Annotated in this window: 13 protein-coding genes and 1 tRNA gene; 3 read left to right on the forward strand and 11 right to left on the reverse strand. The window is 70.8% G+C overall.

Annotated features, from left to right (window positions below):
• Positions 1 to 197: 197 nt before the first annotated feature.
• Positions 198 to 563, forward strand: a complete 366-nt coding sequence (locus ACIA8K_RS27795; protein WP_396064325.1) for a nuclear transport factor 2 family protein — start codon at positions 198 to 200, stop codon at positions 561 to 563.
• 65 nt (positions 564 to 628) lie between these two features.
• Here ACIA8K_RS27795 and ACIA8K_RS27800 read toward each other — a convergent pair whose 3' ends face one another.
• On the reverse strand, positions 629 to 2,797 hold the full coding sequence (locus tag ACIA8K_RS27800) for a hypothetical protein (RefSeq protein ID WP_396064327.1): 2,169 nt from the start codon (positions 2,795 to 2,797) through the stop codon (positions 629 to 631).
• Positions 2,798 to 2,879: 82 nt separating this feature from the next.
• Positions 2,880 to 4,556 carry a copper resistance CopC/CopD family protein gene (locus tag ACIA8K_RS27805; protein ID WP_396064329.1) on the reverse strand — a complete coding sequence of 559 codons (1,677 nt, stop codon included), beginning with the start codon at positions 4,554 to 4,556 and terminating at the stop codon, positions 2,880 to 2,882.
• Positions 4,557 to 4,696: 140 nt separating this feature from the next.
• On the opposite strand from ACIA8K_RS27805, the gene ACIA8K_RS27810 reads away from it, so the two are divergent.
• Positions 4,697 to 6,973, forward strand: a complete 2,277-nt coding sequence (locus ACIA8K_RS27810) for a glycoside hydrolase family 3 N-terminal domain-containing protein (protein ID WP_396064331.1) — start codon at positions 4,697 to 4,699, stop codon at positions 6,971 to 6,973.
• Positions 6,974 to 6,988: 15 nt separating this feature from the next.
• On the opposite strand, the gene ACIA8K_RS27815 is transcribed toward ACIA8K_RS27810, so the two are convergent.
• The 7 genes from ACIA8K_RS27815 to ACIA8K_RS27845 all read right to left on the reverse strand — a co-directional run bounded on the left by ACIA8K_RS27815 (position 6,989) and on the right by ACIA8K_RS27845 (position 17,005).
• Positions 6,989 to 7,684, reverse strand: a complete 696-nt coding sequence (locus ACIA8K_RS27815; protein ID WP_396064333.1) for a M50 family metallopeptidase — start codon at positions 7,682 to 7,684, stop codon at positions 6,989 to 6,991.
• A 142-nt stretch (positions 7,685 to 7,826) separates the two neighbouring features.
• Positions 7,827 to 9,332: an ABC-F family ATP-binding cassette domain-containing protein gene (locus tag ACIA8K_RS27820; RefSeq protein ID WP_396064335.1), complete on the reverse strand. Its 1,506-nt coding sequence runs from the start codon at positions 9,330 to 9,332 to the stop codon at positions 7,827 to 7,829.
• 245 nt (positions 9,333 to 9,577) lie between these two features.
• Positions 9,578 to 11,626, reverse strand: a complete 2,049-nt coding sequence (locus ACIA8K_RS27825) for an ATP-binding protein (RefSeq protein ID WP_396064337.1) — start codon at positions 11,624 to 11,626, stop codon at positions 9,578 to 9,580.
• Positions 11,627 to 11,677: 51 nt separating this feature from the next.
• Positions 11,678 to 12,088, reverse strand: coding sequence for a response regulator (locus ACIA8K_RS27830; RefSeq protein ID WP_396064339.1), 411 nt, complete (start codon positions 12,086 to 12,088; stop codon positions 11,678 to 11,680).
• A gap of 584 nt (positions 12,089 to 12,672) precedes the next feature.
• Positions 12,673 to 12,746, reverse strand: a tRNA-Met gene (locus ACIA8K_RS27835).
• Positions 12,747 to 12,832: 86 nt separating this feature from the next.
• Positions 12,833 to 15,829, reverse strand: coding sequence for a UPF0182 family protein (locus ACIA8K_RS27840; RefSeq protein WP_396064341.1), 2,997 nt, complete (start codon positions 15,827 to 15,829; stop codon positions 12,833 to 12,835).
• 168 nt (positions 15,830 to 15,997) lie between these two features.
• Positions 15,998 to 17,005, reverse strand: coding sequence for a PDZ domain-containing protein (locus ACIA8K_RS27845; protein ID WP_396064343.1), 1,008 nt, complete (start codon positions 17,003 to 17,005; stop codon positions 15,998 to 16,000).
• Positions 17,006 to 17,124: 119 nt separating this feature from the next.
• Between ACIA8K_RS27845 and ACIA8K_RS27850 the strand changes: the two genes are divergently transcribed.
• Positions 17,125 to 18,447 (forward strand): zinc-dependent metalloprotease, encoded by a 1,323-nt coding sequence (locus ACIA8K_RS27850; RefSeq protein WP_396064346.1) that lies wholly within the window; start codon positions 17,125 to 17,127, stop codon positions 18,445 to 18,447.
• 14 nt (positions 18,448 to 18,461) lie between these two features.
• Here the strand turns inward: ACIA8K_RS27850 and ACIA8K_RS27855 are convergent, their stop codons facing one another.
• Both ACIA8K_RS27855 and ACIA8K_RS27860 read right to left on the reverse strand, forming a co-directional pair.
• Positions 18,462 to 19,058: a hypothetical protein gene (locus ACIA8K_RS27855; RefSeq protein ID WP_396064348.1), complete on the reverse strand. Its 597-nt coding sequence runs from the start codon at positions 19,056 to 19,058 to the stop codon at positions 18,462 to 18,464.
• 73 nt (positions 19,059 to 19,131) lie between these two features.
• A complete protein-coding gene (locus tag ACIA8K_RS27860) occupies positions 19,132 to 19,971 on the reverse strand; it encodes a type IV toxin-antitoxin system AbiEi family antitoxin (RefSeq protein ID WP_396064350.1) in 840 nt (279 codons plus the stop codon).
• Positions 19,972 to 20,221 lie beyond the last annotated feature (250 nt).

Raw genomic sequence — 20,221 nt, forward strand, 5'->3', positions numbered from 1 at the left:
CTGGACCGCCACCACCGAATCGATCCTCGCAAAAGTCCGACGTGGACGCGTCGCCCTCCAACAAACGACTACTCAAAACTGAGACAGAACACTAGCGCCGCACGCGCGGCCCGGCCATTACCTCCGGGGGAATCGACTCGCGCACGGCGTACCCGCGAAGGTCTGGGCATCGCTTTGTGAAGGCCGAGGAGGAGATCATGTCCGATCTGATGGACCGCTATCTGGCCGTGTGGAACGAGACCGACGCCGGGCGGCGGCGAAAGCTCGTGGAGGCGACGTTCGCGCCCGGGTGCCGGTATGTCGACCCGCTGACCGACGTCCGCGGGACCGAGGCACTTGACGCGGCGATCGGGGCGGCCCAGGCGCAGCTCGCCGCGCTGTTCCCGGGCGAGCCGCTGCGGCCGGTCGGCGCCGTGGACGCCCATCACGACGTGATGCGCTTCCGGTGGGGCGTGGGCGGCGCGGATCCCGCGGTGATCGGCTTCGATGTGCTGGTGGTGGACGAGCGGGGGCTGGTGTCGTCGGTGGCCGGCTTCTTCGACAGGTTCCCGGCCGCGGGCTGACAGCGAAAGGCGGCCCGCACGCTGCCGAGTGAGCAGGGTGCGGGCCGCCTCCGGGCGCGGCCGGTTCAGTGTGTGTAGGTGGTCAGTCCGGGCAGTTCATGCTGCATGATCGGCGTCTCGCGTGCCTCGTGCGCCTCGTGCGCCTCGTGCGCCTCGTGCGCCTCACGCGCCTCGCGCGCCTCGAACGCCTCGAACGCCTCGAACGCCTCGTGCGTCACGGACGTCACGGACGTCACGGACGTCACGGACGTCACGGACGTCTCGCCGTGTGGCTGGTCGGCGGCCGTGCCGTCCTGGTTAGCGGCGTGCTGCGCGACGAACTCCCCGGTGACGGGCGACTCAGCGATGGCTGACTCGTCGCCGGTGGCCGGCGACTCATCGCTCGCCGTCTCGTGGTGCGGGCGAATCCCGTCCGGCGCCGTCTGGCCGTCGGGACGGTCCGGTCCATGCCGCAGATCCGGCTCGCCGGTCTCCAGGCCATCAGGGCCTGGCGATTCGGTGAACGACGCCGATGCCGCGTCTGCAGAAATCGCGTCGGTGATCGGCAAGCCCGAGTCGGCCTCGCCGGTCTCCAGGCCATCAGGGCCCGGCGATTCGGTGATCGACGCCGATGCCGCGTCTGCAGAAGTCGCGTCCGTGATCGGCATGCCCGAGTCGGCCGGCATCGGGCGGGAGCCCGGTCCGGCGGCCGGGTAGCGGGTTTCCGCCGACGCTGTCACAGGCCGGCGTTCCGCCTCCGCCATGGCGTCGACGTCGGCCGGCTCGTCGACCGGCGGCGAAACGGCGATCGGCTGCGGCTCGTCCGGCATCCCGTGGAAGCCGGCGGGCTCCTCGACCGGCGGCAATCCCACGATCGACGGCAGGTGGCGGCGACTCGGCAGCATCGGGCGGAGGATCGACTCCCGGTCGGTAGGCCTGGCCGGCGCCTCGGTCGATCCGGTCTGGCGCTCGTCCGACTCGGCCTGGCGCTCGACCGGTCCGGCCTGGCGCTCGACCCACTCGGCCCGGCGCTCGTCCGACTCGGCCTGGCGCTCGACCGGTCCGGCCTGGCGCTCGACCCACTCGGCCTGGCGCTCGTCCGACTCGGCCTGGTGCTCGACCGACCCGGCCTGGTGCTCGACCGGTCCGGCCTGGTGCTCGACCGGTCCGGCCTGGTCGTCGAGGCCCTCGGTGTCGAACGACTCGTCCCAGGACTCCGGGGCCTCGAACAGGTCGTTCGGTGGCCAGGTGACGGGCAGCGCCCGGGACCAGCCGTCGGCCAGCCGGCGCTGCACCGCCGCGCCGTCGCCCGCGAACTCGCCGTCCAACTCGCCGTCGAACTCGCCGCGGAACTCGCGGTCTAGGAACTCGAGGTCGGCGAGATCATGGTCCAGTGCCGCGACATCGCCGTCCAGCGGCCCGAACCCGGCATATTCGCCGTCCGCGGACGCGAAGACCGCGTAATCGCCGTCCAGCGGCCCGAACTCGGCGAACGCACCGAGCGCGGACGCACGCGACGCGATCTCACCGTGCACGGATCCCCGCGTAGCGGCCTCACCGCGCGACGTCCCTCGCGACGTCACCTCGCCGTGCGACGTCCCCGGCGACGCCGCCTCGCCGTGCGCGGTCCCTGGCCACGCCACCTCGCCGTGCGCGGTCCCCGGCGACTCCACCTCGCCGTGCGCGGTCCCCGGCGACGCGACCTCGCCATGCACCGCTCCCCAGGACGCGACCTCGCCGTGCGCGGACTGCCCTGGCGGGAACCCGCCGTCCGTGGGCGCTCGTGAGCCGAACTCCGGGTCCGCGGAGAGCGCCCCGAGCCCGCCGTCCGCGGACGTGAACGCGGCAAACTCACGGTCCGGCGGCGCAAAACCGGCGGCCCGGTCCGCGTCGCCGAGCAGGGCGGTCCCGTCCGTCAGCCCGGCGACCGCAAGCAGCGGATCATCGTCAGGTGTTTCAAGCGCGCTGCGGGCGACGAGCCATTCGTAGATGGTGCGCAGCGGGGCCGCCGGGTCGTCCTGCCGGCAGTTGACCGGGGGGACGAGCGACGACGGATGGCTCGGGTGTTCGACACAGTGGGTGAGTGCGCGGCCGACCGCGTCCGGATGGTTGCCACCACCGCCGGAGTCGCCGCAGGCCCGGCATTCCCAGCGCCAGAACGGTACGCCGACGGTGGGCCGGTTTTGGAAGATGCGCAGCGGCCGGGCCAGGTCGGCTTCGGTGATCGCGGCGGCTGGTGCTTCGAGGGTGGTCATGTGCGTCCCTTCCCGAAGAGACAAATGCCCTACGGGGCCATTTTCTGCGCAAAAGCGAGGTAATGGCTGGTAAACCGCAGAATTACGGAACCTGCACCACAGCGGACACGGTCGCCTGGTCGATCTCCGACGTCCGGATGGTGAACTTGACGGTCCACTCGCCGGGCATCGGGAAGGTCACCGGGCCGAGCCCGTGGCTCTCGTCAAGGATCGCCATCGGCTGGTCGATCGGCTCCAGACCGGCGGACGGCAGCGCGGCCGTCACCCGGAACTCCTGAATCGGGATCGGCTTGCCCTCCGGCGTGTAGACGAAGCCGTGCAGCGTGTTGTTCTCGCCGCGCTGCACCGGGTAGATCTCGAACTGCAGCGTGTAGATCGGGCTGGTGAGCGTCTTGCTGAACGTCTCCGGCTGGACCACCGGCGCCTCCTCGCCGACCGCGCGGGACGGCGTGGTCTGCACAAGCACCGCGCTCGCGGCCAGCACCACAGCGGTCAGCGCCACCTCGACCGCGACCGACCGCCGCAGCCAGGTCACCGGCGCGGCGTGCGGGGCCAGCCGCGCGGTCCAGCCGGTCGCCGCACCGTCGGCCAGCCGCCGGACCAGCGTCCGCGCCACGCTCGCGACGGCAAGCACCACGGCGAGCAGCACGGTCTTGGCCAGGATCAGCTGGCCGAAGCGCGTGGTGACCAGCTGCGAGACGGCGCCGACCTCGACCATCACCTGGATGACACCGCCCGCGATCAGGCAGTAGACAGCGAGCAGGGCCCAGCGCGACCAGACCGGCAGGATCACCCGCAGCTCGCGTGGTTCCGCGCGGCGCAGCAGGAACGCGACAAGCGTGATCAGCCCGCCGAGCCAGACCGCCATCGCCGCCAGGTGCACCAGGTCCGCGAAGACAGTCACCACAGGCATCCGCGACGCGATCGGATGCCCGGCCAGCGGCCAGGTGATCAGGCCACCGGCCGCGACAAGCCCCAGCGCGAGGCCACGACCCTTGAAAGCCTTCACCACAAGCAGGGGTACGGCCACCGCAAGCGCGATCAGCCGACCAGCGTGCGCGAGCCCGAACTGGCTGACCAGCACCTCCCGCAGTCCGGTCGCGGTGGCGTCCAGCGGGCCACCGCCGTACGCGTACGGCGCCTGCAGCCAGATCCCGGCGAGTGCACCGAGTGCGATCAGCCCGGCGCCGGTGAACATCATGATCCGGGGTCCGCGCCGTCCGACGGGCGTGCGCAGCAGCCGCCGCGGCCACAGCCAGAGCATCAGCAGCGCCGGCCCGACCAGCAGCGTGAGCCCGGCGTAGCCGAGATACTTCGCGACCGAGATGCCGATCGTGACGCCCCGGTCGGCCTCGTCGCCGGTGACCGCGCCCTCGAAGGTGGAGCGCGCGCCGACCGAGTAGGAGAAGCCGCCGCCGACCGGGTGGCTGTCCGCGGACACCACGCGGTAGCTCACCGTGTACGTGCCGAGCGGGCGCTCGGCCGCGACGATCGGGATGACCATGGAGGCACCGTTGAGAGTGGGCTCGCCGCCGGTGACGGGTGTGCCGTCCGGCGCGACCACCTTGACCTTGCCCGGCACCAGCCGGACCGGCTCGCTGAACGTGACGGTGACCGAGGCCGGCGCCCGCCCGACGACGGAGCCGCGGGCCGGCACAGTGTCGACGATGACCGCGTGGGCGGAAGCGGGCGAAACCGGGCCGATCAGCACGACCAGCGCACCAAGCATCACCGCGGCGACCAGCCGTACCCACGTCATGCTCTGGTATTCGGTTGTGAAGGGCCTGATGGTTCAAGCGGGAGCGGACTTTTCCACGCATCCCTACGCAGCGCATTGACTCACTTACATGGAAGCGCATAGCGTCTGATCGATTTCTCTCTCCTCGATCGGGAGGATCCATGCGCTTCGACTCCCTCGCCCGGCGACGGCTCCTGGCCCCCGCGCTCGCCGGCGCCCTGATGCTCACGCTCTCCGCCACCCCTGCCGTCGCGGACACCGACCGCTACCTCGACCCGCGGGCGTCCGTGCCGGTCCGCGTCTCCGACCTGCTTCGCCGGATGACTGTGGAGGAGAAGGTCGGCCAGCTCCAGCAGATCGCTGTCAACCGGATGCAGGGTGACTGCACCTGGAGCGGCGGCGCGCTCAACGAGACCTGCATGCAGCAGGTGCTCGGCGATCAGCACGCCGGCTCGGTGCTCTCCGGCGGTGGCGCCGCACCTGCCGTCAACACGCCCCGCGCCTGGGCCGAGATGGTCAACACCCTGCAGCGGTACGCGATCGAGCACTCCCGCCTGCGCATCCCGATCGTCTACGGCGTGGACGCGGTGCACGGGCACAACAACGTGCTCGGCGCGTCCGTCTTCCCGCACCAGATCGGGCTCGGCGCCACCTGGAACACCGGCCTGACCCAGAAGACCGCGGAGTCGACCCAGCGCGCGGTCGCGGCCACCGGCACCACCTGGAACTTCTCGCCGGTCGCGGACCTGGCCCGGGACCAGCGCTGGGGCCGGTACTACGAGACGTACGCGGAGGACCCGGTGCTGGCCGGCACGCTCGCGGCCGCCGCGGTCACCGGTCTGCAGAACAAGGCGTCGGGCCGGCCGGTCGCCGCGACGGTGAAGCACTTCGCGGGCTACTCCGAGCCGTTCAACGGGCACGACCGCGCGCCGGGTGACCTGTCGCCGCGCTACCTGCAGGACACGATCCTGCCGCCGTACCGGGCGGCGGTGGACGCGGGCGCGCTTACCGTGATGGTGAACTCCGGCGCGGTCAACGGCATCCCGGCCACCGGCTCGCGCTGGCTGCTCACCGACGTGCTGCGCGACGACTGGGACTTCAAGGGCGTGGTGATCAGCGACTGGAACGACGTCCGGCTGCTGCACACGGCGTACCACATCACGGACAGCTACGCCGGTGCCGTGGCGGCGGCGGTGAACGCGGGCGTGGACATGGCGATGGTCCCGCCGGACGACCGTGGCTTCCACCAGGCGGCGCTCGACGCCGTCAACCAGAACCTGATCTCCAAGCGGCGGCTGGACCAGGCGGTCGGCCGGATTCTGGCGCTCAAGTTCCAGCTCGGGCTCTTCGACAACCCGTACGTCGACCCGGCCCTGGCGGACGCGGCCGTGCTCCAGGCCGACCGGCCGCTCAACCGGCAGGCCGCCACCGAGTCGCTTGTGCTGCTGCGCAACCAGAACGCCGCGCTGCCGTTCGGCTCCGGCACGAAGAAGATCGTGGTCGCCGGGCCGCTCGCGGACAACCTCACCGACCAGGTCGGCGGCTGGACCATCGGCTGGCAGCGGGTGCCGGACGGCGTCACCATCCCGGGCACCACGATCCTGGCCGGGCTGCGCGACACCGCGCCGGCCGGCACCACGGTGGTCGGCACGTCAAGCCCGGACGACGCGGTCGCGCAGGCCGCCTCCGCGGACGCGGTGGTGGTCGCGGTCGGCACCCGGGCCGCGGCCGAGGGCGACGCGGACATCCCGAACCCGCAGCTGGCCCCGGATCAGCAGGACCTGGTCGCCCGGCTCAAGGCGACCGGCAAGACGGTGATCGTGGTGGTCGTGTCGGACCGGCCGCTGGCGCTCGGGCCGGCGAACGAGACGGATGCGCTGCTCGCGGCGTGGCTGCCGGGCAGCGAGGGCGGCAACGCGATCGCTGACGTGCTCTACGGCCGGGCGAACCCGAGCGGGCGACTGCCGGTCTCCTGGCCGTCCGGGATCGGCAACCAGCCGCTCTACTACCAGCAGCTGCCGGGCACGAACGGCGGCGCGGGCTCGGCCTACACCCCGGCGTACCCGTTCGGTGCGGGCCTGTCCTACACCTCGTTCACGATCGGCGGCGTCTCGCTCGCGTCCGGCACGGCCCGGCCGCGGGACACGGTCCGGGCCACGGTCACGGTGTCGAACACCGGCGGGCGGGCAGGCGATCTGGTGGTGCCGATCTACGCGGGCCAGGCCGTGGCTAACCCGCTCGCGCCGCCGAAACGGCTTGTCGGGTTCGCCAAGGTGACACTTGCCGCCGGGCAGACCAAGCCCGTCACTGTGACGTTCCCGGCGAACCGGCTCGCGGTCACGCCCGGCGACATGATCTCCACCGAGGAACCGCGGGTGGCGACGGGCGACTACATCATCTCGGCCGGTGGGCCCTCGGCCACGCTCACCGTGCACTGACCTGATCGGAGGGCGTCATGCTTCCACCCGCAGAAGCATGACGCCCCCGTAGACAAGCGCGGCAGTGGTGCCGATCAACATCAGCACCGCCCAGAACTCGCCGGACAGGCTGGTCAGCCGGCGTAGCGCGCCCGCGTCCGAGCCGCTGTTGTCGTAGCCGCGGCCGCGCAGGAAGATCAGCATCGTCTCGACCGCGGCGATCAGCAGGAACCAGGTCCAGACATAGGCGAACAGCTCCCGGATCGGCGGCTCCGCCGCAAAAGCGACATAACAGATCACCACCATCAGCGAGGGTACGACGAGCCAGCCGAGCAGTCCGCGCACCGCGAAGAGCATCACGAACAGGAAGCCGAGGCTGGCCCAGAGCGTCACGTCGACCTGACCGCGGGCGAGCAGCCCCGCCGCCGCCAGGCCGAACAGCGACGGCGCGACGTACCCGACGAACTTGACCGCCACGTCCACCGCCCACGGCATGTCCCCGCCGAAGGACGTCACGCCGCCGCCGTCGCTGTACAGCCGGATCGCGGTGACGCGCTGGAACAGCAGCCGGGCCAGCAGTGCGTGCCCACCCTCGTGCGCGATCGTGTCGATCATCCCGAACACCACGTACGCCGGAACCGCAAGCAGCCAGGCCAGCAGCGCACCCGCCCAGGCCACCTTGTTGACTCCTGGATCAGGTGCGGCCGCGGCGATCTCCAGGAACCCGGACATGTCGCCACGTTATCCACGCGTCGACATTGATCACCATCCCCACGAAGGATGCTTCCGTCACCGGCCGCGCCGCGCCGCACCGGTTCGACTGAGTTCGCCGTGGCCCCGCCGGCCCGCACGCGCGAGCCGGCAGAGCTGTGGGTCACTCCACAGTGAGTCGTGGCCACCCGGCGAGGTCCGCCCGGAGCGCCCGGTCGTGGGTGGCCAGCACCACCGCCGCCGGCGTACCCCCGAGGGCCTGGGTCAGCTCGTCGACCAGGGCGACCGACAGATGGTTGGTGGGTTCGTCAAGCACCAGCACATGCGGCCGCCGGGCCAGCAGCATCGCCAGGTCCAGCCGCCGCCGGCCACCTGTCGACAGCTCCCGCACCGGGCGGTCCCGATCACGCCGGTCGACCAGGCCGAGGCTGCCCAGCGGCACCGTGCCGCCGGCCGCCTCCCACACCCGGCGGACCGTGAGCGGGCCGGGCGCGGGTGACTCCTGCGGCAGGTAGCCGATCCGCAGCCCGGCCGGGACCCGCCGGCTCCCGGAGGTGGGCCGTTCCCGTCCCCCGATGATCGCCAACAGCGTGGACTTACCCGACCCGTTGCGCCCGTCGACGTGCAGCCGAGCCGGCCCGTCGATCACAAGCGAGACCGGCCGCCGCAGCCGATCGTCGAGCATGACCTCGTCCAACACGATCGCGCTGTCCTCCGGCATCACCGGCAGTTCCGGAAGTACGAACCTCAGGGATGGTTCCGGCACGGTGACCGGGTGTGCGGCCAGCTCGTCCCGGCGCCTGTGGAACGTGCGGACCCTGGACGACGCCCTGGTCGCCCGCTTGTGCTTGTCGACCCCTTTGTCCGGCCGCCACGCATCGATCAGCCGGTCCTGCGCGCCCGCCAGGCTCGCCGCAAGCCGTGCGTGCTCGGCCTGCTGCCGCGCGTACTCCCCCTCCCACCGCTCCCGCTCGGCGGCCCGGCCGGCCAGATATCCGCGGTAGCCGTCGCCGTAGACGCGCGGCAGGCCGTCCCGCGTCGGATCCAGGTCGATGATCGAGGTGGCAACGGCCGCAAGCAGCGCCCGGTCGTGGCTGACCATCACCACCCCGGCCCGGATCGCGGTCAGCCGCACCGTCAGGTAGGTGAGCCCGTCCTCGTCCAGGTGGTTCGTCGGCTCGTCAAGCAGCAGGAAGTCGTGTTCCGCGCCGAGCAGGCAGGCCAGCCGCACCCGGTACCGCCCGCCCACGGACAGCTCGGCAAGCGGCCGGGACCGGTCCCGTTCCGCCCCGAGTGCGTCAAGTGCCGCGTCGATCCGGTGCTCGGCGTCCCAGGCCTCGCACGCCTCGGCGGCCCGCAGCGCGTCCGCGTAGGCGTCCTCGGCGCCCGGCACGCCGTCTGCAAGCGCGGTCGCGGCCGCGTCGAGCGCCCGGAGCGCGGCCCGGGTTAGCGCCGACTCGGCGTCGAGGACGTCGCCGACCGTGGCGTTCCCGGTCGTCAGCAGCTCCTGCACGGCGATGCCAAGCGTGCCGGCCCGCCGCACCGTTCCGGAGTCCGGCTCCAGCGTGCCGGCCAGCACCTGCAACAGCGTGGACTTGCCACGCCCGTTCTCCCCGACGACGCCCAAACGCGCCCCCGGCGTGACGGTCAGGCCGACGCCACGGAGCACGGGAACCCCACCCCGGGCAAGATAAAGATCGACAGCTGTCAACTGCGCACGGACGCGCGCAGGCACAACGATTGATGTGGACATGGCTCTCCCAGCACGGAGCGACGCGCCCGGACTTCTCCACGGGCGGCGCTCAACGATCTTGTGGACGGCAAGGACCCGGCATCACCGGGCGCCGTCTCACAGGTAGAGCACGTATGGCATGCCGGTCATGCTAGGCGGCCCGGCGCACCGCGCACATCGATTTACCTGGGTACGGACGGCACCGGCGACTGGCGGACGGGAAGCCGCACGGTCATGGTGGTCACCGGGTCCTCCGGCTGCCCGGCGGTGAGCGTGCCGCCGTGCAGCTCCACGATGACCCGGGCCAGGGTGAGCCCGAGGCCGGCGCCGGGCAGGCCGCGATGGTGCGCCGACCGGCCGCGGAAGAACATCTCGAACAGGCGGGCGTGCTCCTCCACGGAGATACGTTCGCCCGCGTTGGAGACGGTGAGGACGGCGGTGCGGTCGTCGGCACGCACCTGGACACCGACTGTGGCGTCATCGTCGGTCCAGGTCAGCGCGTTCGTCAGCAGCTCGTCGACGACCTGGCGCAGCCGCTCGGCGTCGCCCTCGATCTCCACCCGGGGCGCGGCGTTGACCTCGACGGCGGCGGTGTCGACGGTGATGCCGTCGATCGCCTCGTGGACCACGGCCGTGAGGTCGAGCGGGCCCGGCCGCAGGGTGAGGTGGCCGGCGCGCATCCCGGCCACGTCGAGCAGTTTGGTGACGATCGTGTGCAGGCTTGTGGCGTTGCGTTGCATGACGTGCAGCATCCGCTGGTGCTCGGCGGGCAGGTCCGGCTCGTCCAACAGGAAGTGCGCGTAGGCCTCGATGCTTGTCAGCGGCGTCCGCAACTCATGGCCGACAAGTGCGATGTACTCGTCGCGGGTCCGGTCCAGCTCCGCGGCGAGGCGCTCGGCACGCTGGCGTTCAAGCATTTCGCCGATGTGCGCGGCGATGCCGGTCTGGATCGCGGTGCGGACGTCGTCCGGGATCTCCTCGGTGTCGCTGTAGCAGACGATCACCCCCAGGACCAGCGAGCCACTGGGGACCGGGATCGCGAGAGCGGCGCGCGACAGGCTCTCCCCGGCCGCCTGCTGGGTGGACGTCTCCCATTCCGCATCCTTCGTCTGCCAGGCGCGGCCGGGTAGCGCCTGGCCGTACAGCAGCGGGTCCGGCAGATCACTGAGCGGCTCCCGGCCGGGCTCCACCCAGCCGCTGGTGCGGCGCAGCACCTGGGCGACGTCGTCGACGGCCCAGAACTCCGCGGCCGCCCACCCGGTCATCGATCCAACGCACTCCATCGCCTGGCTGAGCACGTCCTCGACGGGCCCGGGCCGGGCGACGATCCGGGACACCTCAAGTTCGCACTCCTTGAACCGGGCCACCCTGCGATGGACTGTCACGTCATGCATGGTCACGACCGTGGCCAGACCCGGCAGGCCGGTGACCGGGCGGCCGTGCAGCCGGAACACCTGCCGCGGCGCGCCAGGCGGACGCATGATCACCTCGGCGCCGTGGACCCACTCGCCCCGCAGCACCCGCATCAACGGCGAATCGGTGCCGACCATCGGGCACCCCTCCGGCGTGTACAGGTGCAGCCGCTCGCCCCACCCCTCGGCGGGCAACCCTTCGAGCCGGTCGCCGACCAGGGCACGAGCGGGCTCGTTGTACAGCACCGGGCGGCCGTCGGGGTCGCATCCCACCACCACGGCGTCCACGCTGTCGACCACCGTCTGCAGGGTGCGGTTCTGCTCCTGCAACCGTTGCCGCGCGAAGACCTCGCTCTCCATCTGCTCGGTACGCGCCCACAGATCGTCCGGGGCATCCTCGTCCCGCCGGGCCTGGACGTACTCCGTGACGTCCTCGGTGCGGTGCACGATGTAGCGCAGCTCGCCGCCGGGGCCGAACATCGGCGCGTTGACCGGCGCCCAGTAACGCGTGTCGAACCCGCCGCCGACGCTCGGGATGTCGTACCGCTGGATCGGCATGGTGTCGGTGACCCGCTCCCGCAGCACCCGGTGCAGCGACGCCCGCCACGCGGCCGGACCGCCGGCCTCCGGATCGGTCGGGTTGTCCGGGAACGCCTCGAACACCGGCCTGCCGACCAGCTCCGCCCGGGTCCTCGCGGTGGCAGCCAGGTAGGCGTCACTGGCCTCGACGATCACCAGTTCGGGATCGAGCACCACGAATGCGGTCGGCGCACCGCGGAAGAGCAGCCGATAGTCGATGACGTCCCCCGCCAAGCCCATGCCACCACTCCCGCCACACGACCAGCAGCTTTCACAGCCGGGAGGACCCCGTCAGCGACACAACACCGGCGCCTGACCGTCCTGATGACCGTCGGCAAGAGCCCGCTCCACGCAGCTGAGCAGCTGCGGCGGGCCGAACGGCTTGGCCAGCAACATCGTGGCCTGCCCCTCGGCGGGCCGCCGGTCCCCGATCAGCAGACTGCCGCTCACGAACACCACCGGAAGCTGCCGGAACTCCGGCTCCGCCCGGATCGCCTGGCAGAGCTCCACCCCGTTCATCACCGGCATGTCGATGTCCGACACGACTACATCCGGCCGGTGCGCGAACACTGCCTCAAGCGCCACCGCACCGTTCTCCGCCTCCACAACCTGATGTCCGCCACGCCTCAACACCCGGCCCATAATGTGCCGAATGTCCGCGTCATCATCCACCACCACCGCCAGCGACACCCGCCGCCCCACCCCTCATTTCACACCATTTACCCCCAAATAATATGCCCTCCCCTCTCCCCCCGCCCCCTTTCCCCAATCCCCCTCCCCACCAAGCTCCAAGCTGCAGAGCGCAGGCCGCCAGCGCGGAGCGCGCGCGGGCCACCAGGCGCAGGCGCAGGCGCGGAGCGCGGGGCACGGCCGCGGGACACGGGCGCGGGGCAGGGCACGGGCACGAGCGCGGGGCGCAGGCGCCAGGCGCGGAGCGCGGGGGCACGAGCCGCGGGCGCGGGGCAGGGCACGGGCGCGGGCGCGGAGCGCGGGGGCACGAGCCGCGGGCACGAGCCGCGGGCGCGGAGCGCGGGGGCACGAGCCGCGGGCGCGGAGCGCGGGGGCACGAGCCGCGGGCGCGGAGCGCGGGGGCACGAGCCGCGGGCGCGGAGCGCGGAGCGCAGGCGCGGAACGCGGGATGCAGGCCGCAGGCCGCAAAGCGGTGTCACGCACCATTCAGCGCCGCACGCCCACCGCCCCGTGGGGTTTCCGGGGCTCGGCCCCGGAGCAGAATGCGAAGAGGGACCATGTTCGCGCTTTCCGCGAACATGGTCCCTCGTCCCTCGTAGCGGGGGCCAGATTTGAACTGACGACCTCTGGGTTATGAGCCCAGCGAGCTACCGAGCTGCTCCACCCCGCGTCGGCTTCTAGAACATTACATCAGGGGGTACGGGGGTGCAAAACAGCCCCCGGCAACGTGCGCCGGGGGCTGTTTCTGCAGCTGGCTTAGCCTGCGGGGCTGGGTGTGCTTGCGGCCTTCTGGGCCGCGTCCCACTCCTTCATCGCGGCGTCGAGGGCGGTCAGCGCGCGGCCGTACCGCTCGAAGTCACCTGATTGCTGGGCGGCCCGGACCTCGTTGATCGCGGTCTGGACCTTCTGGGCGGCCTGGTCAAGCGTGCCGCCGGTGACGGGTGGGCTGGATGCGGCCGGCGTCGGTGTCGCGGAGCCGGTCGGGGCCGGGGTGGGTGTGCCGCCGCCGGGTTGTTCGCCCGGTGGTGGGGTGGTGGGCTGTCCCTTGGCCGCGGCCTCGACGAGTTGGGTGATGCCTTCGGTGATGCTGTTGGCGAAGACCGAGTAGTTGCCGTCGCCGAAGGAGAGCAGCACGCGCTGGAGCAGCGGGTACGCGTTCTCGTTGTTGCCCTGCACGTAGATCGGCTGGACGTAGAGGATGCCGTCGCCGAACGGCAGGGACAGCAGGTTGCCGTATTTCAGCTGTGCTTTGCCGTCCGCGGTCAGCTGGCTGATCGCGGTTCGGGCGTTGCCCTCGGTGGTCATCCGCTGGAAGATCTGCTCCGGGCCGAGCACTGTGGTCGAGTCCGGTAGCTCCAGCAGTTGGAGCTTGGGTTCGCCGTTCGCGTCGTAGTACCCGGAGATGATCGAGGCGAGGTTCTGCCGCCCGTTCGGGTTGAGCGCGGAGGTGAGCTGGAACGTCGGCGCGGTCTCACCGCCGAGCGGCGTGTTCAGGTAGTACGGCGGCTGGCGGAGCGGCGTCTCGTTCTCCGGCTGGCCGGGCGTGTTCGGTACGGCCCAGAAGTCGTCGCCGGTGAAGAAGCCGCCCGGGTCGGTGACGTGGAACTTGGACAGCAGGTTCCGCTGGACCTTGAACATGTCGACCGGGTAGCGCAGGTGCTCCATCAGGGACGGGCTGATCTCCGACTTCGGCTTGATCAGGTCACCGCCGAACGCCTTGTTCCACGCCTTGAGGACCGGGTCCTTGCCGTCGAACTCGTAGAGCGTGACCGTGCCGTCGTACGCGTCGACTGTCGCCTTGACCGAGTTGCGCATGTAGTTGACGTCTTCGCGGGCCAGCTGGAACGTACCCGCGTTGGTGGTCGCGTCCTGCGTCTCGGTCTGGAGGTTGATCCGCTGGGCGTAGGGATACGTCGCGGAGGTCGTGTAGCCGTCCAGGATCCAGACGATCTTGTCGTCGACGATGGCCGGGTACGGGTCGCCGTCGATGGTGAGGAACGGCGCGACCTTCTCCACCCGGGAGCGGGGGTCGCGCTCGTACATCAGCCGGGAGTTCTCGTTGACCGCGTCGGAGAGCAGGAAGTTCGTCTCCGCGTTCTTGATCGCGAAGAGCAGGCGCCGGGTCAGCGAACCGATCGGGATGCCGCCCTCGCCGGTGTACGTGTAGTAGGAGTCGGCGCCCGAGCCGGGCCGGTCGAACTCGCGCTTCTTGTCCGCGGCCTCGGAGCCGACGATCGCGTAGTCGTTCGCCACGTCGCGGGTCTGCTCGCCGTAGTACACGCGCGGCTGGCCGACCTTGATCTCCTCGTCGGCGGAGGAGCAGCCCTGCCGCTGCTGCTGCGCCTGCTCGGGGGCGGCGTTGGTGAGGAAACCGGAGACGAAGTACGGCTGGCCGTTGCACTCCACCCGGTTCGCCGGCGCGGCCACCAACCCGTACCCGTGGGTGTAGACGGTGTGGCGGTTGATCCAGTTGCTCTGCTGGTCGGTCAGCTCGCTGTAGTTGACCTCCCGGACGCCGACCACATAGTCCTGGCTCTTGCCGTCGACCGTGTACCTGTCGATGTCGAGCTTCTCGCCGAAGTCGTAGAAGCCACGGACCTGCTGAAGCTGCGTGAACGTGTCGGACACCAGCTGCGGGTCGAGCAACCGGATGTTCGGCACCGTGCTCTGGTCACCGGCCAGCGTCGGCGGTGGCGTCAGCGTGCGCGACTCGAACTCCTTGACCTCGCCGGTCGAGATGTTGAACGCGTCCCGCGTCGCGTTGATGCTCCGCTCGATGTACTGCGCTTCCTTGTCCCGGATGCTCGGGTTGACCTCGAAGGTCTGCACCGCCCACGGGTAGATGCCGCCGATCGAGGCCGCGGAGATGCCCAGCAGCGCCAGCGAGACGCCCGGCCAGGTCAGGTTCCGCATGAAGGCGTTGGAGAACACGATGATCGCGATGGCGACCACGATGGAGATGTACGCCAGGATCTCCTTGGCCGGCAGCAGCGCGTTGATGTCCGCGTACCCGGCGCCGTAGAGGTCCGTGCCGCTGTTGTAGTTGAGCAGCAGCGCGCGCCGGTCGAGCACGTAGGCGACGGCCTTGAGCAGAACGAACACCGCGACGAGCGAGGTCAGGTGGGCGCGGGCGGCAGTGGTCATCCGGTCGCCGATGCCCTGGAGACGGACGCCGCCGAAGATGTAGTGCACGGCAAGCGAACCGAGCACCGCGAGGACCACGGCAGTGAAGCCGACGCCGAGCACATACCGCCAGAAGGGGTATTCAAAGACGTAGAAGCTGATGTCGATGTTGAATTCCGGGTCCTCGGCGCCGAACGGCACGGAGTTCCGGAACAGCAGCCAGTCCTGCCAGTGGTTCTGCGCGGAGAGGCCGGCGAACAGGCCGACGATCACGGACAGCACCACGATCCAGGTGCCGACCCGCGGCGTCAGCACCATCCGGTACCGCTCCAGGGTGGCCTGTTCCGCCGACGGCGGCCGCAGCAGCGGGCGCAGGCGGAAGGCCAGGTAGAGATTGGCTCCGATGACCACGGCCATCGCCGCGCCGACCGCCACGAAGAGCAGCAGCTGCGTCAGGAGCACGCCGGTGAAGACCTGGGTCTTGTCGACCTCGTCGAACCACAACCAGTCGGTCCAGGCATCGACGCCCCAGCCGAGCAGGGTGAATAAGACGAACACCCCGATCAGGACGCCGATGGTCGCGCGACCACGCCGGCTCATCCTCGGTAGGGGACTGTTACGCACTACCACGGTTGGCTCTCCGCCCGCTATAAACGCTGCGCCAGCCGGTGCCTTCCGGCCGGAGTTGTCTGTAGAACATGCACAACACTACGGCCTGTGGTCACAGGAGTCGTCACGCGCCTCGCTCACGTTCTGATCTCACAAACGTCCCACATACAGGAAAAACACAGGCTCGATTCAGCAGAGTTCGGGGGTACGGCCGGCACGCAGCGCGTCGAGTGCGGCGAGTGCGTCATCGAGCGTCGCCACTTTGAACATGGGCAGGCCGTCTACCGCGTTCTGCTTCGCCTCCGCGCAGTTGCCGGCCGGGACCAGGAACACCACGGCGCCGGCCCGCTTCGCGCCGACGAGCTTCTGCGGGATGCCGCCGATGTCGCCCACGTTGCCGTCCGCGTCGATTGTCCCCGTACCCGCGATGATCTTTCCGCCGGTGAGATCTTCGGGCTTGAGCTTGTCGATGATGCCGAGCGTGAACATCAGGCCGGCGCTCGGGCCGCCGATCTCGTCGAGCTTGATGTCCAGCTGGAACGGCGGCTTCTCGTCGATCTCCACCCCGATCCGCGGCTGCCCGTCCTTCTCCTGCGTGGTGATCGCCACCGTGACGGTCTGGCCGGCCCGGGTGACGGTAAGCGCGCGCTCGGTCCCGGCCGGCTTCGCCCGGACCAGCTCGGTAAGCCGTGGCGCGGCCGCCACCGGCTCGCCGTCCACAGCGGTGATGACGTCGCCGGCCTGCAGCTTGCCGACTGACGGGCCGTCTGCGGTCACGGTCACCACCGTGACAAGCGTCGGCAGGCCCAGCTCGTGCAGCGCCGCCTTCTCCGCGGAGGACTGCGAGTTCTGGAACTCCTCCGCGTTGCGCTTGTCGACCTGCTCCTCGGTTTCGTCCGGCGGGTAGATCAGCTCACGCGGGACGACCGCCTCGGTGCCGTCGAACCAGCCGAGGATCGCGCTCACCAGGTTCGGCTCCGGCTGGACGCCGACCGTGGTCAGCCGCAACTGCCCGGCGGAGGTGGAGACATCGGTGCCGGAGATCTGGATGACCTCGGCGTCCTTGTCCTTGCCGAGCGTGTCGACGGTCGGGCCCGGCTTGAGGATCACGTACGGGATCGGGGCGTACACGGCCGCCATGGTCAGCACGAAGGTGAGGAGCGCACCGACCAGAACCGTGAAGCCACGACGTTTCATGTCGCTGAGCGTACCTACAGCGGCATCGCTGGTCGTTTCCTGTGTATCCGGTACCGATTCGCTATGAGCGCAAGGCCGGGACCCGCGCGAACGCCGTCGGCGCGCGTACCGTTGGGAACGTGCCTGACATCCCGTTCGGTTTCGCCCTGCCGGGCGCGCAGCCGCCCGATCCCAACGACCCGCAGCAGATGCGGCAGTTCATGGCGCAGCTGCAGCAGCTCCTCGCCTCCCCTGGCACCGGCCCGGTGAACTGGGACCTGGCCAAGCAGGTGGCGCTGAGCCAGCTCTCCGCGAACGGGGATTCGTCCCTCACGCCGTTCGAGCGCAGCTCCGTCGACGAGGCGCTCCGCCTGGCCGACCTCTGGCTGGACCCCGCCTCAGCCCTCCCCTCCGGCATCCGTTCCGCAGTCGCGTGGAACCGGACGGAGTGGGTCAACCGGACGCTCGACGTCTGGAAGAAGCTCTGCGACCCGGTCGCCGGCCGGATGGTCTCGGCCATGGGTGACCTGGTGCCCGAGGAGGCCCGCGCCCAGCTCGGCCCGATGCAGTCGATGGTCGCCACGCTCGGCGGCGCGCTCTTCGGCGGCCAACTCGGCCAGGCGCTCGGCTCGCTCGCCGCCGAGGTGCTCTCCGCCGGCGACATCGGCCTCCCGCTCGGCCCGGCCGGCATGGCCGCCATGGTCCCGGCGAACATCGCGCAGTACGGCAAGGGCCTCGAACTCCCCGAGGACGAGGTCCGGCTCTACGTGGCGCTGCGCGAGGCCGCCCACCAGCGGCTCTTCGAGCACGTCCCGTGGCTTCGCGGCCACGTGCTCGGCGCCGTCGAGGCCTACGCGGCCGGCATCACCGTCAACCGTGAGGCGATCGAGGAGGCGATGGGCCGCATCGACCCGTCGAACCCGGAGTCGATGCAGGTGATGGCGCTTGAGGGCATCTTCAGCCCGGAGGACACGCCGCAGCAGAAGGCCACGCTCAACCGCCTGGAGACCGCGCTCGCGCTGGTCGAGGGCTGGGTGTGCCACGTGGTCGACTCCGCAGTCGAGGAGCGCCTGCCGAACGTGGTCCGGCTCGGCGAGGCGTTCCGACGCCGCCGCGCCGCGGGTGGTCCCGCCGAGCAGACGTTCGCCGCGCTTGTCGGCCTGGAGCTGCGCCCGCGCCGGCTCCGCGAGGCGACCGCGCTGTGGGCCGCGCTCACCGAGCACCGCGGCGTCGCCGGCCGCGACGCCATCTGGGGGCACCCCGACCTGCTCCCGACGGACGACGACTTCGCCCACCCGGAGGCGTTCGCCCGCTCCGAGCTCGACTTCGACCTCACCGAGCTGGACAACCTTCCCAGCGTCGACGACCCGTCGGCACCCGGAAAGCCCGAGTCCACCGCCTCCGACGAGTCGGAGCAGCCCGACAAGCCGGACGAGCCGGAAGCCGGCCCGGCCAAGGCCTGAGCAGCTACGACGCGTCACCCGCCGAGGAGGGCCCGGGTCACATCCCAGCCCTCCACGGCGGGGTCCAGCGCGTGCAGATCATCCGGCGTACGCATCCGCCGCCACTCCGGCGCGGACCCCACGTGCTCGGGCCGCTCCGCCGCCTTCCGCAACACCGCCGGGTCACCCCCATCAAGATCAAAATCAGGCAGCCACGGGGGTACGGGTACCCGCGCGGCCACACCCACGAGCCCCGGGCCCGCGTCGGCACGCGCGATCGCCAGCGGACGTGTGGTCAACGGGCGCAGCAGCTTCCCCACGGTGAGCCCCGGCAGGTTCGGTGCGTCCGCCGCCACCAGGGCCACCTGCTCGTACCCGTCGCCCGCCGCGGCCGCGAAGATCTCTCCTGCGCTGAGGCTCCGCACCCGGTACACCGGCATCCCCGGCCAGCTGATCGCCTCCGCAAGCCCTAGATCCGCCTCCGTACACGCGATCGCGGCTTCCACCTCCGCCAGCCCGCGCAGCAGATCCACCACGTCCTCCGCGAGCGCCGCCCGCCACGTCCCCAGCTCCACACCCGGCGGCGCCCACCCCACCGCCACCAACACCGCCACCGCCACCCGCCGCGTCATCCCCTCACGCTATCCGCCCTCCCCTCCCCCATCGGCAGGCGACCGTACCCAGCACTCCATCCCACCCCGCGCCTCACAACGGCGCGGGGTGAGCGGCGTCTTCGCGGTGGAGGCGGGTTGCGGTGATCAGGCGGAGCGTCTCGGCGGGGGTGCGCAGGATGTCATCGGCGGTGAGGCGCAGGATGAGCCATCCGGCCTGCTCTATGCGCCGCAGGCGGGGGATGTCGCGGCGGAAAGTGGTGCGGTCCCGATGGTGGTCGCCCTCGTATTCGAGCGCGATGTGCAGGGCGGGATAGGCAAGATCGACCCGGGCCAGCCAACGACCGCGCGCCATGATGTCGAACTGGGCGACCGGCCGCGGCAGCCCGGCATCCGTGATCAACAACCGGGTCAGCGTCTCCATCGGCGACTCGGCAAGCCGTTCCGCTTCGGCCAGCCGCGAGGTGAAGAGGTTGACGCCCGGCCAGGAAGCCCGGCCGCGTGCGAACGCCTCAAGGCGGTCCAGGCTGACGACCCCGCGGTGAAGCATCGCGTCCAGCGCGATGATCGCGCGTTGGCGGTCGGGCTGTCTGCCCAGGTCGAAGGCGGTCCGCTCGGGGCTGGTCACCGGCAGGCCGCCGCATTGCGCGACGTCCTGCTCACGCAACCGGCCGATCATGACGTGCAGACCGGGCCGGGCCTCCAAGCGGCGGCCCTTCGGCACGGTGACGGTCACCGGCGCCTGCCGATCCGGCACGCCGGCGCCCCACAGGTATGCGGCGCTCGCTCCGCTGATCGCGGCGCCGGGCGGCAACAGCAGCGCGGCGGCGACACACCACATCCGATGATCGGCCGGTACGAAGTCGTCCGCCGCGATGTACACATCACGGAACAGGCCCCGCCAGGCCGACGACTGCAACTGCCGACGGGTCACCAGCCCGCATGCGATCGCCTGACTACCGCGAAACGGCAGCACCCGGAGCTCCCGGGGCCCCGAAGCCATCCGACTCATGCCCCGAACCCTGCCGCACCCCTTCGACATTTCCCTCACGCCGGCTGTATCAACGGTCAGGTGAGGCGTGGGGGGGGGGTACATGCGAGGCGTAGAACATAAACACCAACAAAAAACCGCAGCCAAACACACACAACCCCCCCAAAAAGAAGATTTCTGTGTACACGACCCC

This window comes from Catenuloplanes sp. NPDC051500, assembly GCF_044454585.1.
Lineage (GTDB): Bacteria > Actinomycetota > Actinomycetes > Mycobacteriales > Micromonosporaceae > Catenuloplanes.